Origin of the sequence: uncultured Marivita sp., from assembly GCF_947488135.1 — a bacterium.
Classification (GTDB): Bacteria; Pseudomonadota; Alphaproteobacteria; order Rhodobacterales; family Rhodobacteraceae; genus Marivita.
Map to the genome: position 1 here is coordinate 79282 of NZ_CANKYW010000008.1, position 26399 is coordinate 105680.

At 61.8% G+C, this 26399-nt stretch carries 26 protein-coding genes; 11 read left to right on the forward strand and 15 right to left on the reverse strand.

Translation table 11 applies throughout. The features are described from left to right. Positions 1-56 precede the first annotated feature (56 nt). From Q1B16_RS18740 to Q1B16_RS18750, 3 genes are all read left to right on the forward strand, one after another. A complete protein-coding gene (locus Q1B16_RS18740) occupies positions 57-1301 on the forward strand; it encodes an ATP-binding protein (RefSeq protein WP_299792584.1) in 1245 nt (414 codons plus the stop codon). A gap of 63 nt (positions 1302-1364) precedes the next feature. Further along, positions 1365-2432 carry a 2-oxoglutarate and iron-dependent oxygenase domain-containing protein gene (locus tag Q1B16_RS18745; RefSeq protein ID WP_299792587.1) on the forward strand — a complete coding sequence of 356 codons (1068 nt, stop codon included), beginning with the start codon at positions 1365-1367 and terminating at the stop codon, positions 2430-2432. Between the two features lie 6 nt (positions 2433-2438). Next, positions 2439-3083 (forward strand): LysE family translocator, encoded by a 645-nt coding sequence (locus Q1B16_RS18750; protein WP_299792590.1) that lies wholly within the window; start codon positions 2439-2441, stop codon positions 3081-3083. Positions 3084-3133: 50 nt separating this feature from the next. Here the strand turns inward: Q1B16_RS18750 and Q1B16_RS18755 are convergent, their stop codons facing one another. After that, complete coding sequence (locus Q1B16_RS18755) at positions 3134-4027, reverse strand: LysR family transcriptional regulator (protein ID WP_299792593.1); 894 nt, start codon at positions 4025-4027, stop codon at positions 3134-3136. 105 nt (positions 4028-4132) lie between these two features. Here Q1B16_RS18755 and Q1B16_RS18760 point away from each other — a divergent pair, with 105 nt between their 5' ends. The 6 genes from Q1B16_RS18760 (at position 4133) to Q1B16_RS18785 (ending at position 10820) form a co-directional block, all read left to right on the forward strand. Further along, complete coding sequence (locus Q1B16_RS18760; RefSeq protein WP_299792596.1) at positions 4133-5158, forward strand: D-cysteine desulfhydrase; 1026 nt, start codon at positions 4133-4135, stop codon at positions 5156-5158. Positions 5159-5164: 6 nt separating this feature from the next. Then, positions 5165-6367: an aminotransferase class I/II-fold pyridoxal phosphate-dependent enzyme gene (locus Q1B16_RS18765; protein ID WP_299792599.1), complete on the forward strand. Its 1203-nt coding sequence runs from the start codon at positions 5165-5167 to the stop codon at positions 6365-6367. Beyond that, positions 6367-7107 carry an amino acid racemase gene (locus tag Q1B16_RS18770; protein WP_299792602.1) on the forward strand — a complete coding sequence of 247 codons (741 nt, stop codon included), beginning with the start codon at positions 6367-6369 and terminating at the stop codon, positions 7105-7107. The genes Q1B16_RS18765 and Q1B16_RS18770 overlap by 1 nt, the downstream gene beginning before the upstream one ends. Before the next feature lie 39 nt (positions 7108-7146). Beyond that, on the forward strand, positions 7147-8103 hold the full coding sequence (locus Q1B16_RS18775; RefSeq protein ID WP_299792605.1) for a glycine betaine ABC transporter substrate-binding protein: 957 nt from the start codon (positions 7147-7149) through the stop codon (positions 8101-8103). A gap of 100 nt (positions 8104-8203) precedes the next feature. Further along, on the forward strand, positions 8204-9241 hold the full coding sequence (locus Q1B16_RS18780; RefSeq protein ID WP_299792609.1) for a glycine betaine/L-proline ABC transporter ATP-binding protein: 1038 nt from the start codon (positions 8204-8206) through the stop codon (positions 9239-9241). After that, positions 9234-10820, forward strand: coding sequence for an ABC transporter permease subunit (locus Q1B16_RS18785; RefSeq protein ID WP_299792612.1), 1587 nt, complete (start codon positions 9234-9236; stop codon positions 10818-10820). The genes Q1B16_RS18780 and Q1B16_RS18785 overlap by 8 nt, the downstream gene beginning before the upstream one ends. 14 nt (positions 10821-10834) lie before the next feature. On the opposite strand, the gene Q1B16_RS18790 is transcribed toward Q1B16_RS18785, so the two are convergent. Then, on the reverse strand, positions 10835-11566 hold the full coding sequence (locus tag Q1B16_RS18790; RefSeq protein ID WP_299792615.1) for an AraC family transcriptional regulator: 732 nt from the start codon (positions 11564-11566) through the stop codon (positions 10835-10837). 87 nt (positions 11567-11653) lie between these two features. On the opposite strand from Q1B16_RS18790, the gene Q1B16_RS18795 reads away from it, so the two are divergent. Continuing rightward, positions 11654-12190 (forward strand): peroxiredoxin-like family protein, encoded by a 537-nt coding sequence (locus Q1B16_RS18795; RefSeq protein WP_299792617.1) that lies wholly within the window; start codon positions 11654-11656, stop codon positions 12188-12190. A 69-nt stretch (positions 12191-12259) separates the two neighbouring features. On the opposite strand, the gene urtE is transcribed toward Q1B16_RS18795, so the two are convergent. The 7 genes from urtE to Q1B16_RS18830 form a co-directional block, all read right to left on the reverse strand. Beyond that, complete coding sequence (gene urtE, locus Q1B16_RS18800; RefSeq protein WP_299792620.1) at positions 12260-12967, reverse strand: urea ABC transporter ATP-binding subunit UrtE; 708 nt, start codon at positions 12965-12967, stop codon at positions 12260-12262. Then, entirely contained in the window at positions 12957-13697 is a 741-nt protein-coding gene (gene urtD, locus Q1B16_RS18805) for an urea ABC transporter ATP-binding protein UrtD (RefSeq protein ID WP_299792623.1), read from the reverse strand. Before urtD ends, urtE begins: the two co-directional genes overlap by 11 nt. Beyond that, complete coding sequence (gene urtC, locus Q1B16_RS18810; RefSeq protein ID WP_299792626.1) at positions 13694-14950, reverse strand: urea ABC transporter permease subunit UrtC; 1257 nt, start codon at positions 14948-14950, stop codon at positions 13694-13696. Before urtC ends, urtD begins: the two co-directional genes overlap by 4 nt. Before the next feature lie 97 nt (positions 14951-15047). Then, positions 15048-17006, reverse strand: coding sequence for an urea ABC transporter permease subunit UrtB (urtB, locus tag Q1B16_RS18815; protein ID WP_299792629.1), 1959 nt, complete (start codon positions 17004-17006; stop codon positions 15048-15050). Positions 17007-17094: 88 nt separating this feature from the next. Beyond that, on the reverse strand, positions 17095-18381 hold the full coding sequence (gene urtA, locus Q1B16_RS18820) for an urea ABC transporter substrate-binding protein (RefSeq protein WP_299792632.1): 1287 nt from the start codon (positions 18379-18381) through the stop codon (positions 17095-17097). Positions 18382-18677: 296 nt separating this feature from the next. Beyond that, on the reverse strand, positions 18678-19145 hold the full coding sequence (locus Q1B16_RS18825; RefSeq protein WP_299792635.1) for a hypothetical protein: 468 nt from the start codon (positions 19143-19145) through the stop codon (positions 18678-18680). An 86-nt stretch (positions 19146-19231) separates the two neighbouring features. Further along, positions 19232-20170: a hydrogen peroxide-inducible genes activator gene (locus Q1B16_RS18830; RefSeq protein WP_299792638.1), complete on the reverse strand. Its 939-nt coding sequence runs from the start codon at positions 20168-20170 to the stop codon at positions 19232-19234. 116 nt (positions 20171-20286) lie between these two features. On the opposite strand from Q1B16_RS18830, the gene katG reads away from it, so the two are divergent. Beyond that, on the forward strand, positions 20287-22464 hold the full coding sequence (gene katG, locus Q1B16_RS18835; protein WP_299792641.1) for a catalase/peroxidase HPI: 2178 nt from the start codon (positions 20287-20289) through the stop codon (positions 22462-22464). A 306-nt stretch (positions 22465-22770) separates the two neighbouring features. Here the strand turns inward: katG and Q1B16_RS18840 are convergent, their stop codons facing one another. The 6 genes from Q1B16_RS18840 to Q1B16_RS18865 form a co-directional block, all read right to left on the reverse strand. Then, positions 22771-23220: a DUF411 domain-containing protein gene (locus tag Q1B16_RS18840; protein WP_299792644.1), complete on the reverse strand. Its 450-nt coding sequence runs from the start codon at positions 23218-23220 to the stop codon at positions 22771-22773. 3 nt (positions 23221-23223) lie between these two features. Beyond that, complete coding sequence (locus Q1B16_RS18845) at positions 23224-24135, reverse strand: sterol desaturase family protein (RefSeq protein ID WP_299792647.1); 912 nt, start codon at positions 24133-24135, stop codon at positions 23224-23226. Between the two features lie 48 nt (positions 24136-24183). Continuing rightward, positions 24184-24846 (reverse strand): VTT domain-containing protein, encoded by a 663-nt coding sequence (locus Q1B16_RS18850; protein WP_299792650.1) that lies wholly within the window; start codon positions 24844-24846, stop codon positions 24184-24186. Between the two features lie 3 nt (positions 24847-24849). After that, positions 24850-25227 (reverse strand): DUF6010 family protein, encoded by a 378-nt coding sequence (locus Q1B16_RS18855; RefSeq protein ID WP_299792653.1) that lies wholly within the window; start codon positions 25225-25227, stop codon positions 24850-24852. 169 nt (positions 25228-25396) lie between these two features. Then, entirely contained in the window at positions 25397-25825 is a 429-nt protein-coding gene (locus Q1B16_RS18860; RefSeq protein WP_299792656.1) for an ion channel, read from the reverse strand. 98 nt (positions 25826-25923) lie between these two features. Beyond that, on the reverse strand, positions 25924-26397 hold the full coding sequence (locus Q1B16_RS18865; RefSeq protein ID WP_299792659.1) for a rhodanese-like domain-containing protein: 474 nt from the start codon (positions 26395-26397) through the stop codon (positions 25924-25926). Positions 26398-26399: the final 2 nt, after the last annotated feature.

Sequence of the window (26399 nt, forward strand, 5' to 3'; positions counted from 1 at the left end):
TGGACGATGGAGATCCTCGCTCCCTGCGGACGCTGAACAAATTTGCAGTGGACCTCATGTCGATCCCGAACGAAGCGGATTTGTTCTGGTACGTCGCGCAGAATGTGGTTGGTCGGCTCGGATTCGTTGACTGCGTGATCTACACGGCGGATGTGGAGCGTCAGGAGTTGACGCAGGTTGCAGCGCTCGGAGACAAGAATCCCTACGGCCGAACGATACTGAACCCACTGATCATTCCGTTTGGCGAAGGAATCACGGGGAAAACCGCAATGGCGGCGGAACCCACAATCGTGAACGATCTGCTGCAAAACACGAATTACATCCCAGATGCGCAGCCCGCACGATCGGAAATCTGTGTTCCGCTTCTGGCAGGTGGACAGGTTGTCGGCGTGATCGACAGCGAGCATCCTGACGCAAATGCCTTTGGCACCGCGGAATTGGAAATCCTCACGACTGTGGCTGCCATGACGAGCGCGAAGCTGGAACTGCTCAGCGAGGCCGAAAGATCGAAGCAGCGTTACAACGACCTTGTCAAAACCCACGCAAAGCTTTCGGAAGAGATTTGCAGTCGCCAGGCTCTCGAAGCCGAATTGCACGAATCGCGCAAACTCGAAGCGCTTGGGCATCTGACGGGCCGGTTGGCGCATGATTTCAACAACCTGCTGACTGTCATTTCCGGAAATCTCGAACTGGCCGAAGCCTATTACGGTGAACCCGGCAGCCGACGCTACGTGCAAGAGGCGAATCTTGCGTCACAACGTGGAACGCAGCTCGTGTCTGATCTTCTGGCTTTCGCGCAGCGGTCGCGACTTGTTCTGAGCGAAACAGACATGAACAGGCTTGTCGGCGATCTTTGCAAGGTATCGGTCATGCCGACCGATGTGGATCTCGTGGTCGAACTCTGTCCGATTGAAAGCCGCGCGTTCGTCGATCCGGGCGCCACCAAGTCGGCGATCAACGCCGTGATGACAAATGCGCTCGAGGCGATGCCGCAGGGCGGGGTGCTGACCGTGACGACAGATATCGTCGGGCGCAGTCCGACATCGCGTGCGGCGCTTCCACCCGAGCTTTCGCCGGGGAACTATTATACGATTTCGATTGCCGATACCGGCGTGGGACTGGCGCCCGAAAGGGTCCAACAGGTTTTCGACCCTTTTTATTCGACAAAGCCAGCCACAGCCGGAAATGGACTTGGGCTGTCCATCGTGCGCGGCATCATGCTGCAATCCGGTGGCACCGTTGTTGCATCACGCAACGAACCGACTGGCGCGGTGATCGAGCTCTTCTTTCCGGTTCATTAGGAACCGTTCCCGGGCCAGTGTTCACCTTGTCAGACCGTGTCTTCTGACACGCAGGGAGGTCACATGACAATGTTTTCCGACATCCAAGAAGACACACAAGCCTTGCCCCTGATCAAAGTGGCAGGGCTCAGATCGGGCGATCCGGAGATTGTGGCGTCCGTTGCGCAAGAGATCGGGATGGCCTGTGAAACGTTCGGGTTTTTCCGGATTTGCGATCACGGCATCTCGCTGAACCTCATCGAATCCGTCTACCTCGCCGCCGAGGAGTTCTTTGCGCTCTCCGACGACGTGAAGATGGCCTGCTATATCGGCGACAGTCCCAATCACCGGGGATACGTGCCGTTCACCGAAAAGGGCGACTATCCTGACGAGGTGAATCGCAGCTATGAAGCGTTCGATCTGGGGCTTGATCTGCCCGCCGACGACCCCGATTTCCTGGCCGGCAACCGGATTCTGGGGCCGAACAATTGGCCCGCGCTTGCCGGGTTCCGGGAAACGGTCGGACGCTATTACGACGAGGTCGCCGCGCTGGGGCGATTGATCTGCTCGGCGCTCGAGATGTATCTCGGACTGCCCGAGGGCGCGATGACCCGTCATATGACCAAGCCGATCTCGCAATTGCGGCTGCTGCATTACGTGCGCAAGGCGACTGTCACCGACACGAAATCGGTGAACATGGGCGCGCATACGGATTACGAATGTCTGACCCTGCTGCACACGCGCAACAAGGGCCTTCAGGTGATGTTACAGGACAACACCTGGATCGACGTGCCGGTCGATCCCTCCGCGCTGGTCGTGAATATCGGTGACATGATGGAGGCCTGGACCAACGGGCGCCTCCAGTCGACGCCGCATCGTGTTCTCAACCTGCGGCCCGAACGGTTTTCGCTGCCGTATTTCGTTGCAGCAAACCACGACACGCTGATCGAGCCGTTTCCCGAACTGGTGCCCAAGGGAACCGTGCCGAAGTATGAACCATTCCTTGCCGGGGCGCATCTTGAACGGATGCTGATCCGCGATTTCCCTTATTTGAAAGTATTGATTGCCAAGCAGGCCCGGTCCTCTGCGGCCGATACAGCGGACTTTCACGTAGACAATCCCTTCGAGACCAGACTGAAAAGCAGTAACTGACCACCCATGCCAAATCTTGACGCGATACTTGCCGTGGCTTTCGCCGGATTCGTTCTGAGTGCCACGCCCGGACCCTCCATGCTTTACGTTCTGTCGCGCAGTGTCGGGCAAAGCCGCGCCGCGGGCTATGCCTCGGCCCTTGGACTGGGGCTTGGGGGCATGCTTCTTGCGATTGCCACGGCGTTTGGACTGGCGGCGCTGTTTCGGCAGTTCGACTGGCTGATGACGGGGTTGCGGGTTCTGGGATCGGGGTATCTTGTCTATCTCGCCGTCGGTCTCATCCGGGATTCCTATGTCCCGATCGATCTGACGCCGACAGACACGCCTCCCATGCACCAATCCTTTTTCCAGATCGTGTGGCAGGGCATCTGGGTCGAGTTGCTCAATCCCAAGACGGTCCTGTTTTTTGCGCTGTTCCTGCCGCCCTTCGTGGATCCGACCGTGACGGAAAGCGCTTTGCAGTTTCAGTTGATGGTGCTCGGCATTCTGGTTCCCCTGACGGCCATTCCATCCGACATCGCAGTGGCCTGGCTCGGGTCCACCGTGTCCAAATCGGTGGCACGCAATCCGGGCACCCGCAAAGCGCTGGCCTGGGCCGGTGGCCTGGCGATCATGTTTATTGCGGTGAACATCCATCTGTCCGTGATCTGACGGGGTCAGGCAGAGAGGATCCCGTCGAGACCGATCCTCGTGATTGTCCATCACCCCTCTGCCGTCAGCCGCGCCCAGGCGTCGAGCGTGGCGCTGTTGGCGGTGGTGGACCATCGTTGCGCGACGAGGTCCATGTCGATCCCGCCAAGCCTGTCGGTCAGCGCGACAAGCTCTCCGCGCGACAGGGCCGGGCGGGCGAGGGTTTCGGGCACCCAGGCGACGCCGAGACCGGACTGCGCCAGTTGCAGAGCGGCGGTGGACAGGCCGGTTTCCGTCACCACGCTGATGCTGCACGTCCCGTCGAGCGCGGGCAGGACGTGGCGGGTGATCGCGGCGCCGAGGAACACGTCGGCGGGGTAGCCGATGATCCGCAGGACACCGGACTCGCACCCGGCGATCAGGCCGCCCGCATGGGTCGTGCCGCAGACCGGGATGAGCATGTCCGACCCGATCACCGCCTCGGTCAGGAAAGACGGCAGTTCCGAGACCGGTTCGGATCGGATCCGATAGGTCACGGAAATCGCCGCCTGACGGCGGATGAGCAGGGTTTCGCATTCGTCCCGGTTGGCCGAGCGCAGGCGGATATGGGTGCGGCTGGGTTCTGCGACCGAATTGATGATCTGCGTGCCCATCGACGTGGTGATGGCGTGCTGGCTGGCGATGACAAGCTGCCGCAGCCCGGTCCGGTGTTCCTGCCGCATGTCGGCCAGCAACAGCCGTTGTTCCGCCGCCAGTTTGCGCAGTTCGGTTTCGCGGTCGCGCAGAATCGTGGAGGGGCCACTGGGTTTGACGCTGCGGTCGATGACCTCGATCCCGAGCACCTCTTCCAGAACTTTGATGCGGCGCGAAAAGGCGGGTTGTGTTACATTGCGCAGGCGGGCTGCATCCGCCACGCCGCCGCTGTCGAGGAGGGCCACCAGGTCTTCGATCCAGTCAATGCGCATTTCGGGCCTCTTTATGCCAGTTGCGCATAATATCACCCGTTTTTCTATTTGACGAGGGCGGTAACATGCACAACTGTCCGCGTCGAACAGTCGAAAGGACGCCCGATGCATTTCTCCCGATTCCCCCGCGTAAACCTTGCCCATCTGCCCACCGCGCTTGAACCAATGGACCGTCTGTCCAAAGAGCTGGGCGGGCCCCGCATCTGGATCAAGCGGGATGATTGCACCGGCATGTCCACCGGGGGCAACAAGACCCGCAAGCTCGAATTCCTCATGGCCGAGGCACAGGCGCAGGGGGCCGATCTGGTCATCACGCAGGGGGCCACGCAATCCAACCACGCGCGCCAGACCGCGGCCTGTGCGGCGAAGCTGGGGATGGATTGCCATATCCTGCTGGAGGATCGCACCGGGTCGAACGATCCGAACTACAACATGAACGGCAACGTGTTTCTGGATTTCCTGCACGGGGCCACGGCGGAAAAGCGTCCCGGTTCGGGGCTCGACATGAATGCCGAGATGGAATCGGTGGCCGAGAAATTCCGCGCCGAGGGGCGCAACGTCTACACCATTCCCGGTGGCGGGTCGAACGCGACGGGCGCCCTGGGTTATGCCAACGCCGCGATGGAGCTGGTCACGCAGGCGAACAACATGGGGCTCAAGATCGACCGGATCGTGCACGCGACGGGCAGTGCAGGCACGCAGGCGGGGCTGATCGTGGGCCTGAAGGCGATCAATGCGAATATTCCGCTTCTGGGGATCGGCGTGCGCGCGCCGAAGCCGAAGCAGGAAGAGAACGTGTATAACCTCGCCGTGAAGACCGCCGAAAAGCTGGGCTGCCCCGGCGTGGTGCAGCGCGAGGATGTGGAGGCGAACACCGATTACGTGGGCGAGGGCTATGGCATCCCGACGAAGGACGGTCTGGCCGCCATCGAGATGTTCGCGCGTCTGGAAGGCATCCTCCTTGATCCGGTCTATTCCGGCAAAGGGGCTGCGGGTCTGATCGACCTGATCCGCAAGGGCGCGTTCAAGGGCGACGAGAATATCGTCTTTGTGCATACCGGCGGCGGTGTGGCGCTCTTTGGCTACACGGCGGCATTCGACTATGACGCGCCGAGCATGGCGGCAGAGTAGGGCGTGATGCAGCCTTTCACCGGCAGCTTCACGCAGCAGGAACCGATCGCCGAAGACGCGATCGCGGCCGCTGTCGAGGTGCTGCGCAGTGGGCGGCTGCATCGCTACAACACGGTCGCGGACGAGCTTGGCCCGGTGGCCGAGCTAGAACGAGCTTATGCGGCGTATCAAGGGTCGGACTATTGCCTGGCCTGCACATCCGGCGGCTATGCGATGGCCACCGCGTTGCGGGCGCTGGGTGTCGGGGCGGGGGACCGGGTGCTGACCAACGGGTTCACGCTGGCCCCGGTGCCGGGCGCGATTGCCGCCGTGGGGGCCGAGGCGGTGCTGGTGGAGATCACGCCGGACCTCGTGCTGGACCTTGAGGATCTCGAGGCAAAAATACAGGCGACCCATCCGAAGGTTTTGCTTCTGTCCAACATGCGCGGGCATCTGTGCGACATGGAGGCACTCGTGGCGCTTTTGGATCGGTACGATGTGCCGCTGATCGAGGATTGCGCGCATACGATGGGGGCGTCCTGGAACGGGCGCAAATCCGGCAGTTTCGGCATTGCCGGGTGTTTCTCGACCCAGACCTACAAGCATATGAACAGCGGGGAAGGGGGGTTGCTGACCTCGGATGACCCGGAGTTCATGGCCCGCGCGATCATGCTGTCGGGGTCTTACATGATGTACGAACGGCACGGCGCGGCACCGCCTGCCGAGGTGTTCCACGACATTCGGCTGGATACGCCGAATATGTCGGGGCGGATGGACAACCTGCGTGCGGCGATCCTGCTGACCCAATTGGGTGCTTTGGAGACGAATATAGACCGCTGGAACGCGCGGCATGATCTGATCGCGGATCGGATGCGCGGTGTCGCGGGCGTCTACGTTCCGCACCGGCCCGCGCAGGAACGCTATGTCGGATCGTCTTTCCAGTTTCTGATGCCCGAGGCGGATGCGAAGACCATGCGAGCCATCGTGGCCAGCGCCAAGGAGCTCGGGGTCGAGCTCAAGTGGTTCGGGGCCGACAGCCCGGTGGGCTTTACCTCGAACCATCAAAGCTGGCGCTACATTCCCCGGCAGGATCTGCCCAAAACGGATGCACTTCTTGCCGGATTGCTGGATATGCGCATTCCCCTGACGTTCAGCCTTGAGGATTGCGCCCATGTGGCGGACATCCTTGTTCATGTGGTGGGCCAAGCCCTGCAAAAAGGAGCGGCGTGATGCGGAAAATCGGTGTTCTGGGCGGCATGGGGCCGGAAGCGACGATCTATTTCATGCAGCAGGTCGTGGACGCCGTTCAGGCGCGCGACGATGCCGATCACATCCCCCTGCTGGTGGACAACAACACGCAGGTGCCGTCGCGGATCAAGGCGATCCTCGAAGGCGGCGGGGAAGACCCCGGCCCGGTTTTGGCGCAAATGGCGCGCGGGTTGGTCGGGGCCGGGGCAGAGGCCTTGGTGATGCCCTGCAACACCGCGCATTACTATGCCGGGCAGGTGGCAGCGGCGACCGACATGCCGTTCCTGAACATGATCGATCTGTCCTGTGCCGAAGCCGCGCGCATCGCGCCGGGGGGCAAGGTCGGGCTGTTGGGATCACCGGCGCTGCAACAGGTGGGCGTGTTCGAGACCGCGCTGGCAGGCGCGGGTCTGACGCCGGTCTATGCCGCCGAACAGGGCAGGGCGCTCGCCACCATCCGGTCGATCAAGGCGCAAGGCCCGTCCGAGTTCGCGGCGCATACGCTCATCGACATCTGCACCCGGATGGTGACGGACGGCGCGGATGTCATCTGCATCTGCTGCACGGAATTTTCGCTTTTGGCTGCCGAAATTGACGCTAAGGTGCCAATGTTCGATGCGCTACAGGTGCTTGTGAACGCCACAGTGGAGTATTCGCGGTCGGGTGTGTCCTCACCCGGCGTGAACCAGAGTGACGATGTGAAGATTGCCACGTCCCTCTGATAATAAATCAATCAACAGGGAAAGGACGACACTATGAAGATGACCAAGACAAAGGCACTGACGACCTCGGCCATCGTTGCACTTGGGGCCGCCGGGTCGGCCCAGGCCGCGGATATCGTGATCGGTGTGCCGAACTGGGCGTCGGTGAATGCCACCGCGCATGTTCTGGAAGTGGTGATCGAGGATAACCTCGGTCTGGATGTGGAATTGCAGAACGGCACCAACCCGATCGTGTTCGAAGCGATGGACAGCGGGTCGATGCACGTACACCCCGAAGTCTGGATGCCGAACCAGCAGAACCTGCACGACACCTACGTGAAGGACAAAGGGTCCGTGGTGATGAACACCAACCCGGTGCAGGCCGAGCAGGGCATGTGCGTGCCGACCTACATCGCCGAAGAATACGACATCACCCATATCGACGACCTCAGCGATCCCGACAAGATCGCGATCTTCGACACCGATGGCAACGGCACGCCGGAAGTCTGGGTCGGTGCGCCCGGCTGGGCCTCGACCGTGGTCGAGAAAGTGCGCGCGAAGTCCTATGGCTACGACCAGATGTTCGAACTCACCGAGTATGAAGAGACCATCGCCTACGCCAACCTCGCCAACGCGACGACGGCAGGCGAGCCGTGGATCGGGTTCTGCTACAGCCCGCACTATATCTTCGTGACGCAGGATCTGACCGTGCTCGAAGAGCCGGCGCATGATCCGTCGACCTGGAACATCGTTCAGCCCACCGATGATCCGGATTGGCTCGAAAAGTCGTCTGCCTCGACCGCGTGGAACGGCGCGACCTTGCACCTGCACTACGCGAAAGAACTGGAAGAGGCGTATCCCGAGGTCGCGTCGCTGTTCCAGAATTACCAGATGTCCGGTGACGATCTGAGCGCGATGGGCAAAGCCCTTGCCGTGGATGGCGTCGAAGCGGCCGATTTCGCCCGTCAGTGGGTGGCCGAGAACGAAGACACCGTGATCAACTGGCTCACCAACTAAGCCTCTCGCATCAGGGCCGCTGCCACATCGCGGCGGCCCTTTTCCTATGTGCCCCGCGCCGGTGCGCTGGCGGGGAACGTGTATCCCGAGGGAGAGGCCCATGGACGATCCTGTCGTAAAACTCGAAAACGTCTGGAAAATCTTCGGCGAACGCAGCGACGAGGCCATGAAGGCCGTGCGAGAGAAAGGGCTGACCAAGCCCGAGGTGCTTGAGCAATTCCGCTGTGTGGTGGGTGTTCAGGACGCCAGTTTCGAAGTCTCGCGCGGCGAGATTTTCTGCATCATGGGTCTGTCCGGGTCGGGGAAATCGACCCTCGTGCGTCACGTGAACCGATTGATCGAACCGACGGCGGGCAAGATCGAAATCCTTGGGCAGGACGTATCGACCATGTCCGCCACCGAATTGCGCCGCATCCGCGCGCAGCAGATCGGGATGGTGTTTCAACATATGGCGCTGTTGCCGCACAGGTCGGTGCGGGACAACGTGGCCTATCCTCTGGAAATCCGCAAAGTGCCGAAATCGCGCCGTTGGGCGATCTCGGATCACGCGCTGGGGCTGGTTGACCTGACGGGCTACGAAGACCGCCTGCCGCGCGAATTGTCCGGCGGGATGCAGCAGCGTGTGGGGATCGCCCGTGCATTGGCGTCGGACCCCGAGATCCTTCTCATGGACGAGCCGTTCTCGGCGCTTGACCCTCTTATCCGCTTGCAGCTTCAGGACCAGTTCAAGGCGCTTGTGGCGCAGCTCAAGAAAACCACGCTGTTCATCACGCACGACCTGGACGAGGCGATCCGCATTGGCCACCGCATCGCCATCATGAAGGACGGGGTGATCGTGCAGATCGGCACGCCCGAGGATATCGTGATGAACCCCGCCGACGATTACGTGCGCGAATTCGTGCAAGGCATTTCCAAGCTCAAGCTGGTGAAGGCGCATTCGATCATGGAACCGATGGAGCGCTTCAAAGGCTCTCTCGACGGTGCGCCGCGTGCCGATGAAGGGGCCGATCTGGACCAGTTGATCGATCTCGCGGTGGAGACGGATATGCCCGTCGTCATCACGCAGGATGGGGCGGATATCGGGATCGTCACCAAGCCGCGTTTGCTGCGCGGAATCCAGGGGGGCAAAGATGAGTGATGCAACCACAGACATGAAGGTCACGGCGGCGTCGGATGTCGAGGTCGACCGCGACGCGCTGGACCGGTCGATCAAGGAGTTCGCGGGCCCGAATGGCGACTACTACGTCAATGCGTTTCATACGATCCACGACAACACCGGCTTCGTGCCGCGCACGTTCAACTTGGCAGCGGCGCTGCTTGGCCCGCTCTGGGCGTCGTCGCGGGCGCTCTGGGGGATGTTCTGGACCTTCCTGATTCTCGAAATCATCGCTTGGGTGCAGATCGGACGCGGGCTCTGGGGCAATCTGGGGGCCGACTTCATCGCGCGCGCCGACCAGCAGCGCGAACGTATGCAGGAACGACTGGATCAGGCGGCGGCTGCGGCGGATGACGAGACGCGACAGCGGTTCGAGCAATTGGCCGAGAACATGCAGCGCGCCATCGACCAGAACCTCGAACGCGCCGAGGCGGCGCAGGCCGAGGGGCTTGGCATCCTGCTCATCGGTCTGGTGCTTCTGGTGGGCTTCAAGCTGGTGCAGGGGGTCTACGCCAATATCGCCTACGAAAAGCAGTATTCGCGTTGGCGCATCGACCCGACCGGAACAGAGAGCGGGCGGTCCACGACCAACCTGCTGTTGGGTGTGGTTCTGACCGCGCTGATCGCGCCGCTGATCGTCTACAAGTTCACCGTAAGCAACTCGCTTGCGCTTTTGAACGAATTTCCGGAACGTGAAGTGTCCACCCTCGTCTTGGGCGACGGAGGCGGAACCCTGTTCGGCGCGGTGGCGTCCTGGATGGAGGCACGGATCGACGCTGCCGCCACTGCGGGAGGCGACGTGTTCGACGGCATCGTCCTTGGCGTGCGGACGGTTCTGGACGGGCTGACGCTGGCGCTCAACGGGTCGCCCTGGCCGGTGGTGATGCTGGTGATCGCGGTCACGGCCTATCGCGCGGCAGGCCCGCGCGTGGCGATCTTTACCGTGGCGGCAATGGCCTATACCGCGCTCTTGGGCTACTGGGCGCTGGCGATGGAGACCGTGGCGCTGGTGGGCGCGGCGGTGATCCTGTGCGTTCTGATCGGGATTCCGCTTGGCATCTGGTTCGGCAAATCGACCCGCGCCTACAAGATGGCGGAACCCGTGCTCGACCTGATGCAGACACTGCCCGCCTTTGTCTACCTGATCCCGATCATCGCCTTTTTCGGCACCGGTAACCCGCCGGGAATTTTGGCCACGATCATCTTCGGCATGCCGCCGGTGATCCGCCTCACCGCGCTTGGCATGCGCGGTGTGCCCGAGAGCATCAAGGAAGCGGCCGTCGCCTTCGGCGCGTCGAAATGGCAGTTGCTCAAGGACGTGGAGATCCCGCTGGCGCTGCCGTCGATCATGGCGGGGGTGAACCAGACGATCCTGATGTGCCTGTCGATGGTCGTCATCATCTCGCTCATCGGCGGGGGTGGTCTGGGACAGGAGATCCTCGAGGCGTTGCAATTCGCGGCCAAGGGGCCGGGGTTGCTTGGTGGCTTCGCCATCCTGTTCCTCGCGATGGTCATGGACCGCATCGTGCAAGGCGCGTTCAAGCGGGCGGATCAGAAGTAGGTCAGGGACCGGCGCTAAAGCCGTTGCGAGATCGGTGTCATGCCGTAGCGCTTCTTGAACGCGCGCGTGAACCCTTCGGGCGACGAAAAGCCATAGCGCCGGGCCACCGCATCGATCCGGTCGCCTTTCGTGACGTCCTGTCGCGCAAGCACAAGCCGCCATCGCCGCAGATAGGCCGCAGGGGTTTCCCCGACCGTCTCCAGGAACAGTTCGGCAAATCGGCTGAGCGACAACCCTGCGACCTGCGCGAGGTCTTCGTTGCGCCAGTTGTGCCCCGGTCGATCATGCATCGCGACGATTGCCCGGCTGAGGCGGGGATCGGACAGGCCCGCGAGGAGCCCCGGACGTGTCGATCCCGCTTCGATCTGTTGGCGCAGGATGCGCACGATCAGAACTTCACCCAACCGGTTGAGGACCGACCCCACGCCACATCGCTGGGACGTCATTTCACTCAACATGAGCGTGATCAGCCCGATGGTATCCGGGTCCTGGCCGAGGTCGATCTCGATCTGCGGCGGAAGTGCTGCGACAAGCGGGTTGGTCGGCCCGTTCCAATCCACATGCGCGGCGAACAGAACGGTGTCCTCGTCCACGGCCGCAGTTTCTCCGGTCGGGAGAAACACGACGCGGGCCGGTGTACCGTCGCCGTCCCCGAGAACGAGAAGCGTTGCCTGATCCAATGGCGCGGGCGCGACCGTCAGTTTGAAGCGGTCGATCAGCGTTGTCAGCCTGTCAAAGCGATCCATTTCGGTCTTTCGGTCAGATTAATCAGATTTACTTGACAATAAATGCGTTAAGATGCGCGCACAATCCCTTAGCACAGAAAGACTCTCATGCTTATTCCAAGACAGAAAACGCCCGATCTGACCCTGCCGACGCTGGACAACGGAACCTTCGATCTGTCGTCCGAGACATCCGAACGGGGAACCGTGATCTGCTTTTACCGTGGGCTGCACTGCCCGATCTGTGCGAAATATCTCACGGAGTTCCAGAAACGGGTCGCCGACTTCGCGGAGCGTGGCGTGGGAACCATCGCGATCAGCTCCGACGGAGAAGACCGGACCCGTGAGATGGCCGAGAAAATCGGCGCCGACACACTCCGGTTCGCCTATGATCTGCCCTTGGCGAAAGCCCGCGAATGGGGGCTCTACATCTCGACCTCTCGCGGGAAAACGTCCATCGGGATCGAAGAGCCGGAGCTGTTTTCCGAACCCGGGCTGTTCATGGTGAACCCCGATCAGACCCTCTATTTCGGCTCGGTTCAGACGATGCCGTTCGTGAGGCCGCATTTCTCGGAACTGGTGGGCGCGGTGGATTTCGCGATCGAGAAGAATTACCCCGCCCGCGGTGAATACACCGGCGAGGTCTAAAACACTCGGAGTGGGTCGCGGCTGTTGGGGCAGCGACCCGCTGTGATGGTTCGGCTCGCGACGGTCACGTCAGACCGACACGCCTGCAAGCAGCGCGTCCCGATCCAGTTCCGCCTTCGGCCCGCTCATCTTCACAGCGCCGCGTTCGAGCACGTAGAACCGATCGCCGAGGTCGTAGGCAAAGCTGAAATACTGCTCCACCAGCACGATTGCCATGTCGGCCTGTTCGCGCAGCAGGGCGATGACGCGGCCAATCTGTTGGATGATGTTGGGCTGGATGCCCTCGGTCGGCTCATCAAGCAGCAGGAGTTTCGGCTTGGTGATCAGCGCGCGGGCGATGGCGAGTTGCTGTTGCTGCCCACCGGACAGGTCGCCGCCGCGACGGTTGAGGAAGTCCTTGAGGATCGGGAACAGCTCGAAGATGTGGTCGGGGATGTGATGCTCCGACTTGGGCAGGCAGGCAAAGCCGGTTTCGAGGTTCTCGCGCACGGTGAGCAGGGGGAAGATGTCACGCCCCTGCGGCACGTAGGCCACGCCCTTCTGCGCCAGCGTGTGGGCCGAAGCATGGGCGATCGGTTCGCCGTTCAGGGACAGCGTGCCGCCGGAATAGGCGTGGGTGCCCGAGATCGCCTTGAGCAGGCTGGTCTTGCCGACGCCATTGGTGCCCATGACGCAGGTGATCTCGCCACGGGCGGCGGCCATGTCGATCCCGTTTAGGATCTGGGAGCCGCCGTAATGCAGGGTCAGGCCCTCGGTGCGCAGAACTTCATCGGCCAAGATACACCTCGATCACCTGTTCGTTCTTCGTGACATGATCCAGCGACCCTTCGGCCAGCACGGACCCTTCGTGCAGCACCGTGACCTTGCAGTTCAGGCGGCGCACGAATTCCATGTCGTGTTCGACCACCACAACCGCGCGGGTCTTTGCCGCCTCGCGCAGGATGTCGGTGGTGTGTTCGCGTTCCGCCGGAGTCATCCCGGCGGCGGGTTCATCGACCAGCAACAGGCGCGGGTCCTGCGCCAGCAACATCCCGATCTCGAGCCATTGCTTCTGGCCATGGCTCAACTCGCCCGACTTGCGGTGCAGCGCGGCAGAGAGGCCGATCTCGGAGGCCAGTTGGGCCACCTTGTCTTCGTCCTCGGGCGTTGGTTTGAAGAACAGAACGGCCAGCGGTCCGCGCGTTTTCCTGAGCGCCATCATCAGGTTGTCAAAGACGCTCTGATCCTCGAACACGGTGGGGCGCTGGAATTTGCGCCCGATGCCGGCCTGCGCGATCTTGCTCTCGCTCATCTTGAGAAGACTGTCGCCGCGATCGCCGTAGACGACCCGGCCTTCGTCGGGTTTCGTCTTGCCGGTGATGATGTCCATAAAGGTCGTCTTGCCCGCTCCGTTCGGCCCGATCACCGCGCGCAGTTCGGCGTCGGCGATCTGGAAGGACAGGTTGTTGATCGCCTTGAACCCGTCGAACGACACCGACACGCCGGAGACTTCCAAAAGCGTGCTCATTTCTCGGCCTCCTGTTCGCGCAGAGCGCCCTGGTCGGGGCCAAGGTCAGCCCCGTGGCGGTTGGGGCTCCGGCGGTCCACGATCAAATCGACCAAGCCGCCAATGCCCTTGGGCGCATAGAGCGTGACGCAGACAAAGCTGAGGCCCAGAAGCACGGTCCACCAATCCACCCAGCTGATCGTGTAAAACCCAAGGTTGATGTCGGGCGCCTGTCCCCCGGTGAACCACGTGGAGACGAGCGAAACGAAAGCCGCACCGATCACCGCGCCATAGAGCCTGCCACGCCCGCCGATGGCGACCCAGACCGCAAGGTATATCGACGCGATGGGGGCGATCTCGGCCGGGTTGATGATGCCCGCTTGCGGATAATACAGCGCCCCCGCGATGCCCGCGATCACGGCGGTCAGGGTAAAGATCACCAGCTTGAACGCCTCGACCGGGTAGCCGAGAAACCGCACCCGCGCCTCGTCGTCACGGATGGCGCGGATGACGGACCCGAACTTGCCCGACACCACCCAGGCGCAGAGCAGGTAGCCCAGACCCAGCGCCAGCGCCGAGGCCCAGAAGAACCACATCGACACGATGGATTGCGGCACGTCCGACAGGCCCGGCAGGTTTTGCAAGCCCGAGAGGCCATTGTTGCCGCGCAGGCCGCTGTCGTTCTGGAAGAGGTGCAGCGACAGGGCGAGGGTCATCGCCTGCGTCAGGATCGACAGGTACACGCCTGTGACCCGGCTGCGGAACGCCAGCCAGCCAAAGACCAGCGCCAGAAGGCCCGGCACGATGACAACTGCGGCCAGTTGCAGCGGTAGCGAATGGGCGAAGACCCAGATCGGCGGAAACTCGGACGCGCCGACGACGCCGAAGATCTGGCTGGCGATGCCGTCGGATACCTCCTGCGGCGTCGGGGGTAGGGGGGCGGCGGCGAGGCTTTCCAGAACGATGATCTCGGTCCGGGCATACATCAGCCACATGCCGATGGCGTAGCCACCCAGCCCGAAGAACGCCATGTGCCCCAGTGACAGGATCCCGCAATACCCCCAGACGAGATCCATCGCGAGCGCGACGAGACACAGGCACAGCGTCTTGCCCAGTGTCTTGACGAAGCTCGTCGAGATCACGCCGATGCCGAACCCTTCGGACAGGATCGTGACCCCGAGGGTGAACAAGGCGAGGATCGCAAGAAACACCATCACAGACGGAAAGCGCAGCGCGAACGGCTGCCTACGGCTCCCAAGCGCAACATCACTCATGTGACCCACCCTGTGCTTCTTTGGGCTCCAAATACCTCGGGGGTGTGGGGGCAGAGCCCCCACGCGAGTCGATGCCGCAGGCAGCGAAACTCCATGATCACGCCTCCGCCGCGCGGCCCTTGAGGGCGATGATGCCCTTGGGCCGGAATTGAATGAACAGGATGATAAAGAGGATCATGTAGGTCTGCGCCGCCAGCGTGTTGGACGGGTTGAGGAACTCGATGCCCTTTTGCAGCGACCCGACCATCGTCGCGCCCAGCAGTGTCCCCCAGATATTGCCGACACCGCCGACCACCACGGTCATGAAGCTTTGCACGATGTAATCGCTGCCCATTTCGGACGTGACCTTGGCGTATAGCCCGATAGCGACACCGGCGATGCCCGCGATGCCCGAGCCGAAGCCGAAGGTCAGCATGTTGATCTTGTCGGGATTGATCCCCATCGACGCCGCCATGCGCGGGTTCTGCGTGACGGCGCGCACCTCCAGCCCCAGCCGGGTGCGGTTCATCACGAAGAGGAACAGCGCGAGAAACAAGAGCGCCAGCACGAAGATCGCGATGCGGATAAAGCTGATCGACACGATGTCGTTGATCACCAGCGACCCGTCGAGCCAGCCCGGCGCTGTCAGCGGGCGGGCTTGCGTGCCGAAGATATTTTTGGCGATCTGTTGCAGCGCGATGGAGATGCCGAAGGTGGCCAACAAGGTTTCCAAAGGGCGGTGATAAAGCCAGCGGATCACCAGCCGTTCCATCGCCACACCCGCGCCGAAAGTCACCGCAAAGGCGAGCGGGATCGCGACGAGGATCGACAGGGTGTAGTCGGGGATGAAGAGCTGCACGACATAGCCGGTGTAAGCGCCCATCATGATGAACTCGCCATGTGCCATGTTGATGACGCCCATCACGCCGAATGTGATGGCAAGGCCGATGGCGGCAAGGAAATAGATCGAGGCCAGCGACAGTGCGTCGAGCCCCAGATCGAACGCCTGGTTGAGCGCGACCTTGTTCTCGATCGCCCGCAGCGCCAGTTGCGCGGCGGCGACGACTTCGGGCGGGGCGCCGATGTAGCGTTCGTAGAAAACGTGGTTGGCAAGGCGGTCATCAACCTCGGCCTCGGTGGCGACGGCGCTCACGGTGCCTTGGTCGGCCAGGGCCGCATAGGCCATGTCGCGTGCCGCCTGGCTGTCGAGCGTGGCGACCTGAATACCCGCGACGGAGCCGTTGTCGATATTGGCGATCAGCGCGTTGCGCTGGTCCTCGCGGCTGATGCGCGGTTTGGCAAGATCCGCACGCACCAGAAGCGCGTAGGCGTCGTCGCGGGTCAGGGCCTCGCTGCCCGGTTTCAGAACGCGACCGATGTCGTCGGCGTCGGGCAGGGTTTCGGCGGCCTCGACGCGCGTCGCCACCAGCGGGTTCAGCGCGGCGCGCACATCGACGCTCAAATCGCCGGCAAAGCTCTCAATCGCCGCGATCCGTTCCGCATCCGTCTCGCCATAAGCGATGGTCAGCAGGCGTTCGAGGCGCTGCTTGCGGGCGAGGATCGTGGCGTCCTCCTCTGTCGGGATGCTGGCGCGCAGAGCGGCGAGGTGGCTTTCCTCGGCCCCACGTTCGATGGCATCCAGCGCGCGTTGGCGGGTCGCCCGGTTCGGGTCGCTGAGCTGGAATTGCACCAGCGCGGTGCCGATCATGCCGCGAATGCCGGAATTGGGTTTGAGTTGATCGAAGCCGTCATCCGGCACGGTGCCGATTTCGGACCCATCGGCGAAGTCGAAGATGCGCAGCGTGTCGCGATCGACCTCTTCGGCGTAGACGAAAAGCCCTGTCTCTTCGTTCACCCACATCTCGCGGGCTTGCCACTTGTCCATCACCACCTGCGCCTCGGGCAGGCCGCTGTTGGCGAGCGCGTCGATCGCAGGCGCGATGGTGCGGCGCGAGCTTTCGAGGATCAGATCGCTTTGTGATTGGAGTAATTGCTGAATCGGGGCGTCGGCCTGCTGGGCAAAGGCGGGCAGGGCCAGCGTCAGGCAAACGAAAAGAGAGGCGACAAAGCGCAGCATGAGGGCGTCCGGTCTGTTCGGTGCGTGCAAGCACACACCCTACAATGGGGAGGGTAGGGTGCGTGGTTTCCCACGCACCGCTCTGGGCTTAGTAGTTGGACTTGATCTGCACGCAGGTCTCGGTCTGGGTGTTGTACATCCCGCAACCCAGCTCTGCCCAATCCGAGGTCAGAACCGCCGATTCCGGCAGGAAGTCGGTCCAGGCATCGCCGGGCACTTCTTCGGTCTGGCTGATGATGTCGAACTGACCGTCCTCGGTGATCTCGCCGATCAGCACCGGCTTGGCGAGGTGGTGGTTCGGCAGCATGACGGCGGTGCCGCCGGTGAGGTTCGGGAATTCCTGCCCGTACATCGCGGTGCGGACCGCATCGACATCGGTGGTGCCTGCGTCGGTGACAGCGTTCACCCACATGTTGAAGCCGATGTAATGCGCCTCCATCGGGTCGTTGGTCACGCGGTCATCGCCCATGCGCTCTTTCCACGCGGCGACCCATTCTTCGTTCGCCGGGGTGTCGGCGGACTGAAAATAGTTCCACGCGGCGAGGTGGCCGACGAGGTTGGTGGTGTCGAGGCCCGACAGCTCTTCTTCGCCGACCGAGAAGGCGACAACCGGGATGTCATCGGCGGAAATGCCTGCGGCGGCCAGTTCCTTGTAGAAGCCGATATTGGCGTCGCCGTTGATCGTGGAAATGACGCCGACCTTCTTGCCGTCCGCACCCAGCGCCACAACATCCGCGACGATCTTGGACCAGTCGGAATGGCCGAAGGGCGTGTAGTTCACGAAGATGTCTTCTTCCGCGATGCCCTTGTCCTTGAGGTAGGCCTCAAGAATGTTGTTCGTCGTGCGCGGATAGACATAGTCGGTGCCCAGAAGCGCGAATTTCTCGACGCCCAGCTCTTCGAGGAAATAATCCGTGGCCGGGATCGCCTGCTGGTTCGGGGCGGCGCCGGTGTAGAAGACGTTTTTGGAGCTTTCTTCGCCTTCATACTGCACCGGATAGAACATCAGACCGTTGAGTTCTTCCAGGACCGGCAGCGCGGATTTGCGGCTGACCGAGGTCCAGGACCCGAAGATCACGTCGACATTCTGAACCGTCAGAAGCTCGCGCGCCTTTTCGGCGAAGAGCGGCCAGTCAGAGGCCGGATCGACGACGACAGCTTCGAGTTCGCAGCCCAGAAGGCCGCCTTTGTCGTTCTGAATATCAACCAGCATCTCCATCGTGTCTTTGAGCGTGGTTTCGGAAATGGCCATGGTGCCGGAAAGGGAATGCAGCACACCCACCTTGATCGGGCAGCTCACGTCTTGCGCCAGTGCGGGCAACGTGGAAGCGATGAGCGCGGCGGCAGCCGTGGTGCTGAGGAATTTGATCGACATCGTGCAAACGTCCTTTGTACGTTTTGCGTCGCGATGGTTGCCAAGAGCAGAGCAAGGCCCCAGATATCGCCGACGCAAGTCTATTGCGGAGTGCGGTGGAGCCTGGAGTTGAACGCCGGCTTCATCGCACGTGATCGGCTGATGCAAATCACCAGCCGTCGGTATCTAGGCGGCGGATTTTCCTGAGAGGAACAGATGCGTCCCTCGCAGGGGTTGCTGCCGACGGGAACGCTCAAGTTTTAATCGAATTATTCGGATATGGCGAAAATCTGTGCGTTTTCGCGCGGCGGGACCGTCTATTGCGACGCGTTCCACGCCTTCTGATTCACCAAGGCCGGTGGGTCTGCGTCATCCGTCACGCGGGTCGGAGGGGCCTGTGGCGCGTCCGGCAAGAGAATGTCGTCACATTGCGCGATGGCGGAATGAACGCGGCGTTCCGCCCAAAGTGCCCGCCTTGGGTCGGATCCGAAGGCGGCCTGCGTGAGCAGCGAGGCATGGGCGATCTTGGCGTCGATGCGCGCGGCGAGGATCCGGGTCGCGATGTCCGGTGTGACCATCGTATCCAGTATCTCGATCAGATGCGCGCGGTTGCGTTCGATCCGTGTGGTGGGTTGGTCGGAGAGAAGCCAGTGATGCTCCATCTGTGCAGAGAGGCGTCCGACACATTCGGTCACACGATCCAGAAGGCTTTGTTCGGACAGCCCGGCGGTTGCTGTCAAACAGGTCAGCGTGAAGGCAGATCCAACTGTTTTCAAAACGCCCATAATTTAAGCATGTCGGGCAAAACTCTATCGAACAAGTTAAGGCTGCCGACACGGACTCTTTCAAACTTGATTGAGTCATTAATGCCTCAGCCCCGGCTTTGGTTGCCGCTCGCCGGTTTTGTCGTGCGATCTGTCTCGCGTGTCCCGACGCCCCTCACGATGGCACCGACCTGCATGAGCTGATCCGCCAAGGGGTTCGATTTGCGCCACACCATGCCGATGGTGCGTGTGGGGCGGGGGTGGGGAAACCGCACCACCGACACATTGGCTGACCGGGTTTCCAACGGCACCGCCATGTCCGGGATCAGCGTCACCCCCATGCCCGCGCCGACCATCTGGACCAGCGTGGACAGCGAACTGCCTTCCATCAACTGACGCGGCTGGGTCTTGGTGATTTCGCAGAACGACAGGGCCTGATCGCGGAAGCAATGGCCTTCTTCGAGCAGCAAGAGGCGCATGGATCTGAGCATGTCCGGGCTTGGCACCGGCTTGGCCGCGTCCTGAAGCGGGCGGACCAGAACGAAGTCTTCCTGGAACAGCGCAAATTCCCGCAGGGCGGGTTCGGATATGGGCAAGGCCACGATGGCGGCGTCAAGGCGTGAATCCAGAAGATCGGCGACGAGCGATTTCGTGACCGACTCGCGCAGTTCCAGGTCGATCTCGGGGAACCGTGCCGACAAGGCGGTGATCGTGGCGGGCAAAAGGTACGGTGCCACGGTCGGGATGACTCCCAGCCGAAACCGCCCCGAAAGCGGGCCCTTGGAGGCGCGCATCAGGTCCTCAAGCTCGTCCACCGCCACAAGCACCTCGCGCGCCTTGAGCACGAAATCCTCACCGACGCCGGTGAGGCGCAGATTGCGCGAACTGCGTTCGATAAGGGGCGCGCCCGCCAATTGCTCGAGCTCCTTGATCTGCAAGGACAGGGCAGGTTGCGAGATCGAGGACGCCTCGGCGGCCCGTCCGAAGTGAAGATGCCGGGCCAGCGCGTCGAAATATCTGAGCTGTTTGATGGTCAGTCCTATCATTTGAAAAACTTATCACAGTCTTTTAATTATCCAATTGGAATTTATCGCTCCCTCCGATTAGAACCGTTCTAGAACGAGCGGCCCGCTCGACTGATTCACTGCGAGGGAGAACGATCATGGACGGCAACAATCTCGACAAGCAAGGCGCGTGCCCGGTCATGCACGGTGGCAACACCGGCACCGGTAACAGCGTCACCAAATGGTGGCCGAGTGCCTTGAACCTGGGCATCCTGCACCAGCACGGCGCGCGCACCAATCCGATGGACCCGGACTACAACCACCGCGAGGCCGTCAAGGCGCTCGATTTCGACGCGGTGAAGAAAGACGTCGAAGCGCTGCTGACCGAAAGCCAGGAATGGTGGCCTGCGGACTGGGGTCACTACGGGGGCCTGATGATCCGTCTCGCCTGGCACTCTGCCGGGTCCTACCGCATGGGCGACGGGCGCGGTGGTGCTGCGACCGGAAACATCCGGTTTGCGCCGCTCAACTCCTGGCCGGACAACGCCAGCCTCGACAAGGCGCGGCGTCTGCTGTGGCCGGTGAAGAAGAAATACGGCAATGCCCTGAGCTGGGGCGACCTGATCATCCTGTCTGGCACGGTTGCTTACGAATCCATGGGGCTCAAGACCTACGGCTTCGCGTTTGGCCGCGAAGATATCTGGGCGCCCGAGGAAGACGTGAACTGGGGTGTGGAAAGCGAATGGCTGGCCCCGTCCGAAGAGCGCTATGGCGATCTTGATGAACCGGCGACGATGTACAACCCGCTGGCCGCTGTTCACATGGGTCTCATCTACGTGAACCCCGAAGGCGTGAACGGCCAGCCCGATCCGGCGAAGACAGCGCTGCATGTCCGCGAGACCTTCAAGCGCATGGCGATGAACGACGAGGAAACCGCGGCGCTGACCTGCGGTGGACACACCGTCGGCAAGGCGCATGGCAACGCCGATGGCACGACGATCGGCGACGCTCCTGAAGGGTGCCCGGTCTACAGCCAGGGCTTCGGCTGGGACAATCCGGGGCAGGGCGGAGTGGCGTCAAAGGCGTTCACCTCGGGCATCGAGGGCGCGTGGACGCAGCACCCGACCCAGTGGGACATGGGCTATTTCGACTACCTCTTCGGGTACGAGTGGAAGCTTGCCAAATCCCCCGCGGGCGCATGGCAGTGGGAACCGGTCGATATGCCGGAAGACAAGAAGCCGGTCGACGCGTCCGATCCGACGACCCACCGCAACCCGATCATGACCGATGCCGACATGGCGATGAAGGTCGATCCGATCTACAACGAGATCTGCCAGAAGTTCCGCGCCGATCCCGAATACTTCGCCGACACCTTCGCCCGCGCGTGGTTCAAGCTGACCCACCGCGATATGGGTCCGAAGGCCAACTATTACGGTCCCTTCGTGCCGCAGGAAGACCTGATCTGGCAGGATCCGATCCCGGCAGGCAGCACGTCCTACGATGTGGATGCCGTCAAGGCCAAGATCGCCGACAGTGGTCTGACCGCCGCCGAGATGATCGCCACCGCCTGGGACAGCGCGCGCACCTACCGCCAGTCCGACAAGCGCGGCGGGGCCAACGGTGCCCGTATCCGGCTTGCCCCGCAGAAGGACTGGGTGGCGAACGAACCGGAGCGTCTGGCCAAGGTGCTCGGCATCCTCGAGCCCATCGCGGCCGAGACCGGGGCCTCCGTGGCCGATGTGATCGTGCTGGCGGGCAACGTGGGTCTGGAGCAGGCGCTCAAGGCGGCGGGCCATGACATCGAGGTGCCCTTCGCACCGGGCCGGGGCGATGCCACCGACGAGATGACGGATCACGAGAGCTTTGAGGTGCTTGAGCCGCTGGTCGATGGGTTCCGTAACTTCCAGAAAGAGAAGTACGCGGTGTCGATGGAAGAGCTGATGCTCGACAAGACACAGCTTCTTGGTCTGACCGCGGGCGAGATGACCGTTCTGGTCGGCGGCATGCGGATGCTGGGCACCAACCATGGTGGCAACAAGCACGGCGTGTTCACGGATCGCGAAGGCCAGCTGACGAATGACTTTTTCGTCAACCTGACCGACATGAGCTACAGCTGGCACCCGATGGACGACGGCACCTACGAAATCCGCAACCGCAAGACGGGTGAGGTCAAGTGGACCGCCACGAGCGTGGATCTGGTGCTTGGCTCCAACTCGATCCTGCGGGCCTATGCCGAGGTCTACGCGCAGGACGACAACGCCGAGAAGTTCGCCCGCGATTTCGTTGCGGCCTGGACCAAGGTGATGAACGCCGACCGCTTCGATCTGGTCGCGTAAGCCACGTATCACACCCCGGGCGGTTCGGATCGCCCGGGGTTTCTGTTTCTTGCCGCCTCGGGGCGGGGATCGGCGCGAATGCATGGTTTGCGATCCGCAAGCGATAACAGGCTGTGGACGTAACTACCCAGATCAATTGGTTCAGCACCATTGATGGGATGCCGGACCCGTTGCGCGGGAGCGCCGTGATCTCGGTCACGGCGACACAGGCTGATCCGGCTGACGCAAAAGGCCAGCTAACGCGCTGCGGGCGCTTGTCGAGGCGGGTCGGGTCATCAACCGGTCCCGCGCGACGTACCGATTGGCCTAGCTGTGGCTGGCATAGACCGATGTCGTGCCATCCGGCCCGACGAGGAGCGTATCGAACGTGTCCCCGGCCCCGGGACCGCCCATGCCGGGGGAACTCATCGGCATACCCGGCACGGTGAGCCCGCGCGCCGCCGGTTGCTCTGAGAGAAGCCGGGCGATGTCTTCTGCCGGCACATGGCCCTCAATGAAATAATCGCCCACCACGGCGGTGTGACACCCGGCCAGTTCCGGCGCGATCTGGAGCCTGTCTTTCAGCGCATAGAGGGCGTCCTGCTCGACATCCTGGACCTTGACCTGGAATCCGGCCTGCCGGACATGATCGACCCAGGCGGTACAGCATCCGCAGGTCGGGGATTTGACAACCTTGATGGCCGGTGCGGTATCGGCCATGGCCGGAAGCGCGATTGTGGCGGCAGCGCCGGTCAGTAGAAAGGTGCGTCGTTTCATTCATCAATCCTTTTCTTCGGTATCTGGAATATTGGTCTTATCGGACTGGGAGTCGAGCGCGTGTTCGGACTGCGGTTCGCTATTCCCGGACATATCGAGCGCATATCCGCTTGCGGGTCCCCGGATCGGCTGAACCAGCATTCTGTCGATCCACAAATCTCGCGTCGTCCGAAATTGCTCGATACCTATTTCCATGCCGGTGTGTCCCTTCGCAGGTTGCGCGACATAGGTCCCGAGAAGCCGATCCCACCAAGGCAGGTTGAAACCGTAATTCGAGTTCGTTTCCCGCGGATCGACCGAATGGTGGACGCGGTGCATATCGGGGGTGACGATAATCCACCTCAGCCAGCGGTCGACGGACGGCGGCAGACTGATATTGGCGTGGTTGAACAGGGCCGTGGCGTTCAGGATCACCTCGAACAACAAAACCGCGACGGCAGGGGGTCCCAGGGCAGCGACGACTGCGAGCTTGAACACCATCGAGATCAGGATCTCGATTGGATGAAAGCGCAGGCCGGTCGTTGCATCGAATTCGAGGTCCGCATGATGCATGCGGTGTAGGCGCCAGAGCGCAGGAATGGCGTGAAACATCACATGCTGCAGGTAGATCGCGATGTCGAGCAGCAGCATTGAGACGAGCACAGCCGCCCAGAACGGGACCTCCAAGGTATTGAACAAACCCCAGCCACGGTCTTCGGCGGTGACCGCGAGGCCCACTGCCAGAATCGGAAAGGTCAGACGCAGGATTGCCGTATCGATCACGACAAGCGCGATGTTGTTGGTCCACCGGATGACACGCGGAATGTCGCGCCGACGACGAGGAGCGGCGCTTTCCCACAGCGCCATGGCCGCAAGGACGCCGAGGAACGCCGTCAGACGAATGGCCGGTTCCGAACCAAGGATCGTCTCGGTCATGTTTCGACCTCGTATGTTTTCAAAGCCACTTGAGAATGACTGGCCATGTCAACTCTCCTTCCGTTGCCTGCCGGTCTTTCGCGTCGCGGCGAAGAGAACCGACAGGCCGGTAAAGGCACCGAGGGCAAGCGCGGTCCAGGTGGCGGTGCGGGCATCTCCGTTCATCGCCTGGCTGCCCATGTGAGCGAGGAGAAAGCTCGCCGGGATAATCCCGGCCATTGTGGCCAGCGCGAACCTCCAAAGGTGCAGCTTGCTCAGACCGGCGGCGTAACTGATCATGTCGAAGGACAGAAATGGCAGCAGGCGGCTGCCGAAGACCAGAAATGTCAGCATGTTCTGTGACCCGAACAGTCCCGTGTTTATCTTCTGACCGAGATGACGCTCAACGAACGGTCGGCCCAGGCTGCGCGCCAGTCCAAAGGCGATCAGCGCACCGAGTTCTGCGCCAAGAACGACGAGGATCGTTCCAAAGGTATGTCCATAGGCGGCTCCGGCAGCGAGAGCGATGGGCGCGGAGGGCAGGGGGCTCGCCACGATAGCGAGTGTCATAAGAGCGACGATGACAATTGGACCGGCAAGACCTGCGGCCTCGATCCAGCGGTCGATTTCCGCGCGAGAGGGCAGGCGAATGTCAATGCCGAAGACATCCGGAAATGCCAAGGCGACAGTTCCGACAAGGATTATCGCAAGAAGAAGTACACGCCACTTCATGGTTCAAAACACACCATAAAGCAGGATGAAAAAAGCCGCTGCGAGAAGGTCAAAGGCAACGCAAAACGGAATGTACCAGTTCGGAACACTGGCGAGACGGCGAGACTTGTGGTGCAAGATGTCCCACAAGGCGTGCAGGGCCAATCCCAAAGGGAGGAAGGCCCAATGCCATATCAGCCCCAAGAACGCCGCCAGGGCGAACAAAAGAGCGACGGCGAACTCTGCCCAAAACACACGCGCATTGCCGTCCGCGGCGCCAAAGCCGATATAGGCGCCACCGATCAAGGCAAGCGTGATCGAAGCAAGAGCCACCGAGGTTCTCTCATCCAGAAACAGGTGAGCCGGCAATGACAGCAGGACCAGGAACGCGCCGATCCGCACGGGAAATTTCACGATATCGCTGTGGCGATGTCGGGATGCGGGATCGCCGGTTTTTTCGATTATCTGTGCCATAGCTTGGTACCTAGGGATTCCAGCTACTGGAAGGTCAAGGGGTATTCGGACAGGCGCGCATTGAGGCGCGCGCTTACCCGCACAACTCGGGTGGCTGTCATCGGTTATCTTTCGCCTGCTGCCAGACTTGCTGGCAGGCAGAATAAAGAAACGTCGCCGACCAGGTCAGCAACATGAAGCCCAAAAGCGATTGCAGCATCAGCAATAGCCGAAAGGGCCCCGACACCTCGAGGGACGAATAGCCAAGAGTCGAAAAGGAGATGCCTGTCACATAGAGAATATCCTCAAACAGCGCCGGGCTATTGCCGAACGATTGCGGCAGTAAGTTTTCCACCACCATCGCGTTGAACACGGCAAGCGTGACGAGTTCCAGAACGTGGAGCAGCAACAGAGCGGAAAATGTGAGGATGATCCGCAATCCCGAGCCCTCTGACCGGTGCGGAGAAAACCTCAGGATGCCCGACAGCGCGTAATGATGGACAATTCCCATCAGGACCGCCGCGCATGTTCCAACAAGCATCGCCATCGATACGGTCATTCGACTAGACCCGCCTTACTGCTCAACCAGACCAATTTGACCATATATCAGGCTCTTGTCACAACCGGGCGTCAGGCCTTCGCGGCTCAGGCCAATTCGGCGGGCAGCCCCTTCAGGGCGACAGTGATCTGAACGGTTGGCAAGCCCGATGCGATCCAGCCCTTTCCGTCGCCTGAACCCAGCATCCCCTCCGAGATATCAGCGTAGCCTGAGTAACCAGCTTGTCTCAAAGCCCGAAGCAGGGATGCAGAGCGTCCGCCCGTCGCGCAGATCAGTCCAACGATACGATCACCGCTTAATTCCTTTGCCTTGAACAAGCGGTCCGGAAAGCCGGTCTCGTGCATGCTGATCGGCCAGACCCCGGCACCTATACCGGTTTCTTGCCACTCGTCGCGCGTTCTGACATCGATGATCCGCACCGTGTCCGCCTGAAGCGCGTCAAAGGCAGTCTCTGCCGACCAAACGGATCGGATCTGAGACATTACCGGCGACGCCGTGACGGTCAACATCGTCATCTGAGCACCCAGAACGAAGCGGCGCCGGTTCAAATCAAGAGCCATGT

Excerpts from the sequence above, each read along its gene's own strand:
- Q1B16_RS18845 (WP_299792647.1), bottom strand. The coding sequence starts at position 24,135 with ATGACCGAGACGATCCTTGGTTCGGAACCGGCCATTCGTCTGACGGCG.
- Q1B16_RS18825 (WP_299792635.1), bottom strand. The coding sequence starts at position 19,145 with ATGGGCGTTTTGAAAACAGTTGGATCTGCCTTCACGCTGACCTGTTTG.
- Q1B16_RS18765 (WP_299792599.1), top strand. The coding sequence starts at position 5,165 with ATGCAGCCTTTCACCGGCAGCTTCACGCAGCAGGAACCGATCGCCGAA.
- Q1B16_RS18775 (WP_299792605.1), top strand. The coding sequence starts at position 7,147 with ATGACCAAGACAAAGGCACTGACGACCTCGGCCATCGTTGCACTTGGG.
- katG (WP_299792641.1), top strand. The coding sequence starts at position 20,287 with ATGGACGGCAACAATCTCGACAAGCAAGGCGCGTGCCCGGTCATGCAC.
- Q1B16_RS18865 (WP_299792659.1), bottom strand. The coding sequence starts at position 26,397 with ATGGCTCTTGATTTGAACCGGCGCCGCTTCGTTCTGGGTGCTCAGATG.
- Q1B16_RS18780 (WP_299792609.1), top strand. The coding sequence starts at position 8,204 with ATGGACGATCCTGTCGTAAAACTCGAAAACGTCTGGAAAATCTTCGGC.
- Q1B16_RS18850 (WP_299792650.1), bottom strand. The coding sequence starts at position 24,846 with ATGAAGTGGCGTGTACTTCTTCTTGCGATAATCCTTGTCGGAACTGTC.
- Q1B16_RS18830 (WP_299792638.1), bottom strand. The coding sequence starts at position 20,170 with ATGATAGGACTGACCATCAAACAGCTCAGATATTTCGACGCGCTGGCC.
- Q1B16_RS18760 (WP_299792596.1), top strand. The coding sequence starts at position 4,133 with ATGCATTTCTCCCGATTCCCCCGCGTAAACCTTGCCCATCTGCCCACC.
- Q1B16_RS18750 (WP_299792590.1), top strand. The coding sequence starts at position 2,439 with ATGCCAAATCTTGACGCGATACTTGCCGTGGCTTTCGCCGGATTCGTT.
- Q1B16_RS18785 (WP_299792612.1), top strand. The coding sequence starts at position 9,234 with ATGAGTGATGCAACCACAGACATGAAGGTCACGGCGGCGTCGGATGTC.
- Q1B16_RS18770 (WP_299792602.1), top strand. The coding sequence starts at position 6,367 with ATGCGGAAAATCGGTGTTCTGGGCGGCATGGGGCCGGAAGCGACGATC.
- urtA (WP_299792632.1), bottom strand. The coding sequence starts at position 18,381 with ATGTCGATCAAATTCCTCAGCACCACGGCTGCCGCCGCGCTCATCGCT.
- Q1B16_RS18840 (WP_299792644.1), bottom strand. The coding sequence starts at position 23,220 with ATGAAACGACGCACCTTTCTACTGACCGGCGCTGCCGCCACAATCGCG.
- Q1B16_RS18790 (WP_299792615.1), bottom strand. The coding sequence starts at position 11,566 with ATGGATCGCTTTGACAGGCTGACAACGCTGATCGACCGCTTCAAACTG.
- Q1B16_RS18745 (WP_299792587.1), top strand. The coding sequence starts at position 1,365 with ATGACAATGTTTTCCGACATCCAAGAAGACACACAAGCCTTGCCCCTG.
- Q1B16_RS18860 (WP_299792656.1), bottom strand. The coding sequence starts at position 25,825 with ATGGCGATGCTTGTTGGAACATGCGCGGCGGTCCTGATGGGAATTGTC.
- Q1B16_RS18755 (WP_299792593.1), bottom strand. The coding sequence starts at position 4,027 with ATGCGCATTGACTGGATCGAAGACCTGGTGGCCCTCCTCGACAGCGGC.
- urtB (WP_299792629.1), bottom strand. The coding sequence starts at position 17,006 with ATGCTGCGCTTTGTCGCCTCTCTTTTCGTTTGCCTGACGCTGGCCCTG.
- urtD (WP_299792623.1), bottom strand. The coding sequence starts at position 13,697 with ATGAGCACGCTTTTGGAAGTCTCCGGCGTGTCGGTGTCGTTCGACGGG.
- Q1B16_RS18740 (WP_299792584.1), top strand. The coding sequence starts at position 57 with ATGTCGATCCCGAACGAAGCGGATTTGTTCTGGTACGTCGCGCAGAAT.
- urtC (WP_299792626.1), bottom strand. The coding sequence starts at position 14,950 with ATGAGTGATGTTGCGCTTGGGAGCCGTAGGCAGCCGTTCGCGCTGCGC.
- Q1B16_RS18795 (WP_299792617.1), top strand. The coding sequence starts at position 11,654 with ATGCTTATTCCAAGACAGAAAACGCCCGATCTGACCCTGCCGACGCTG.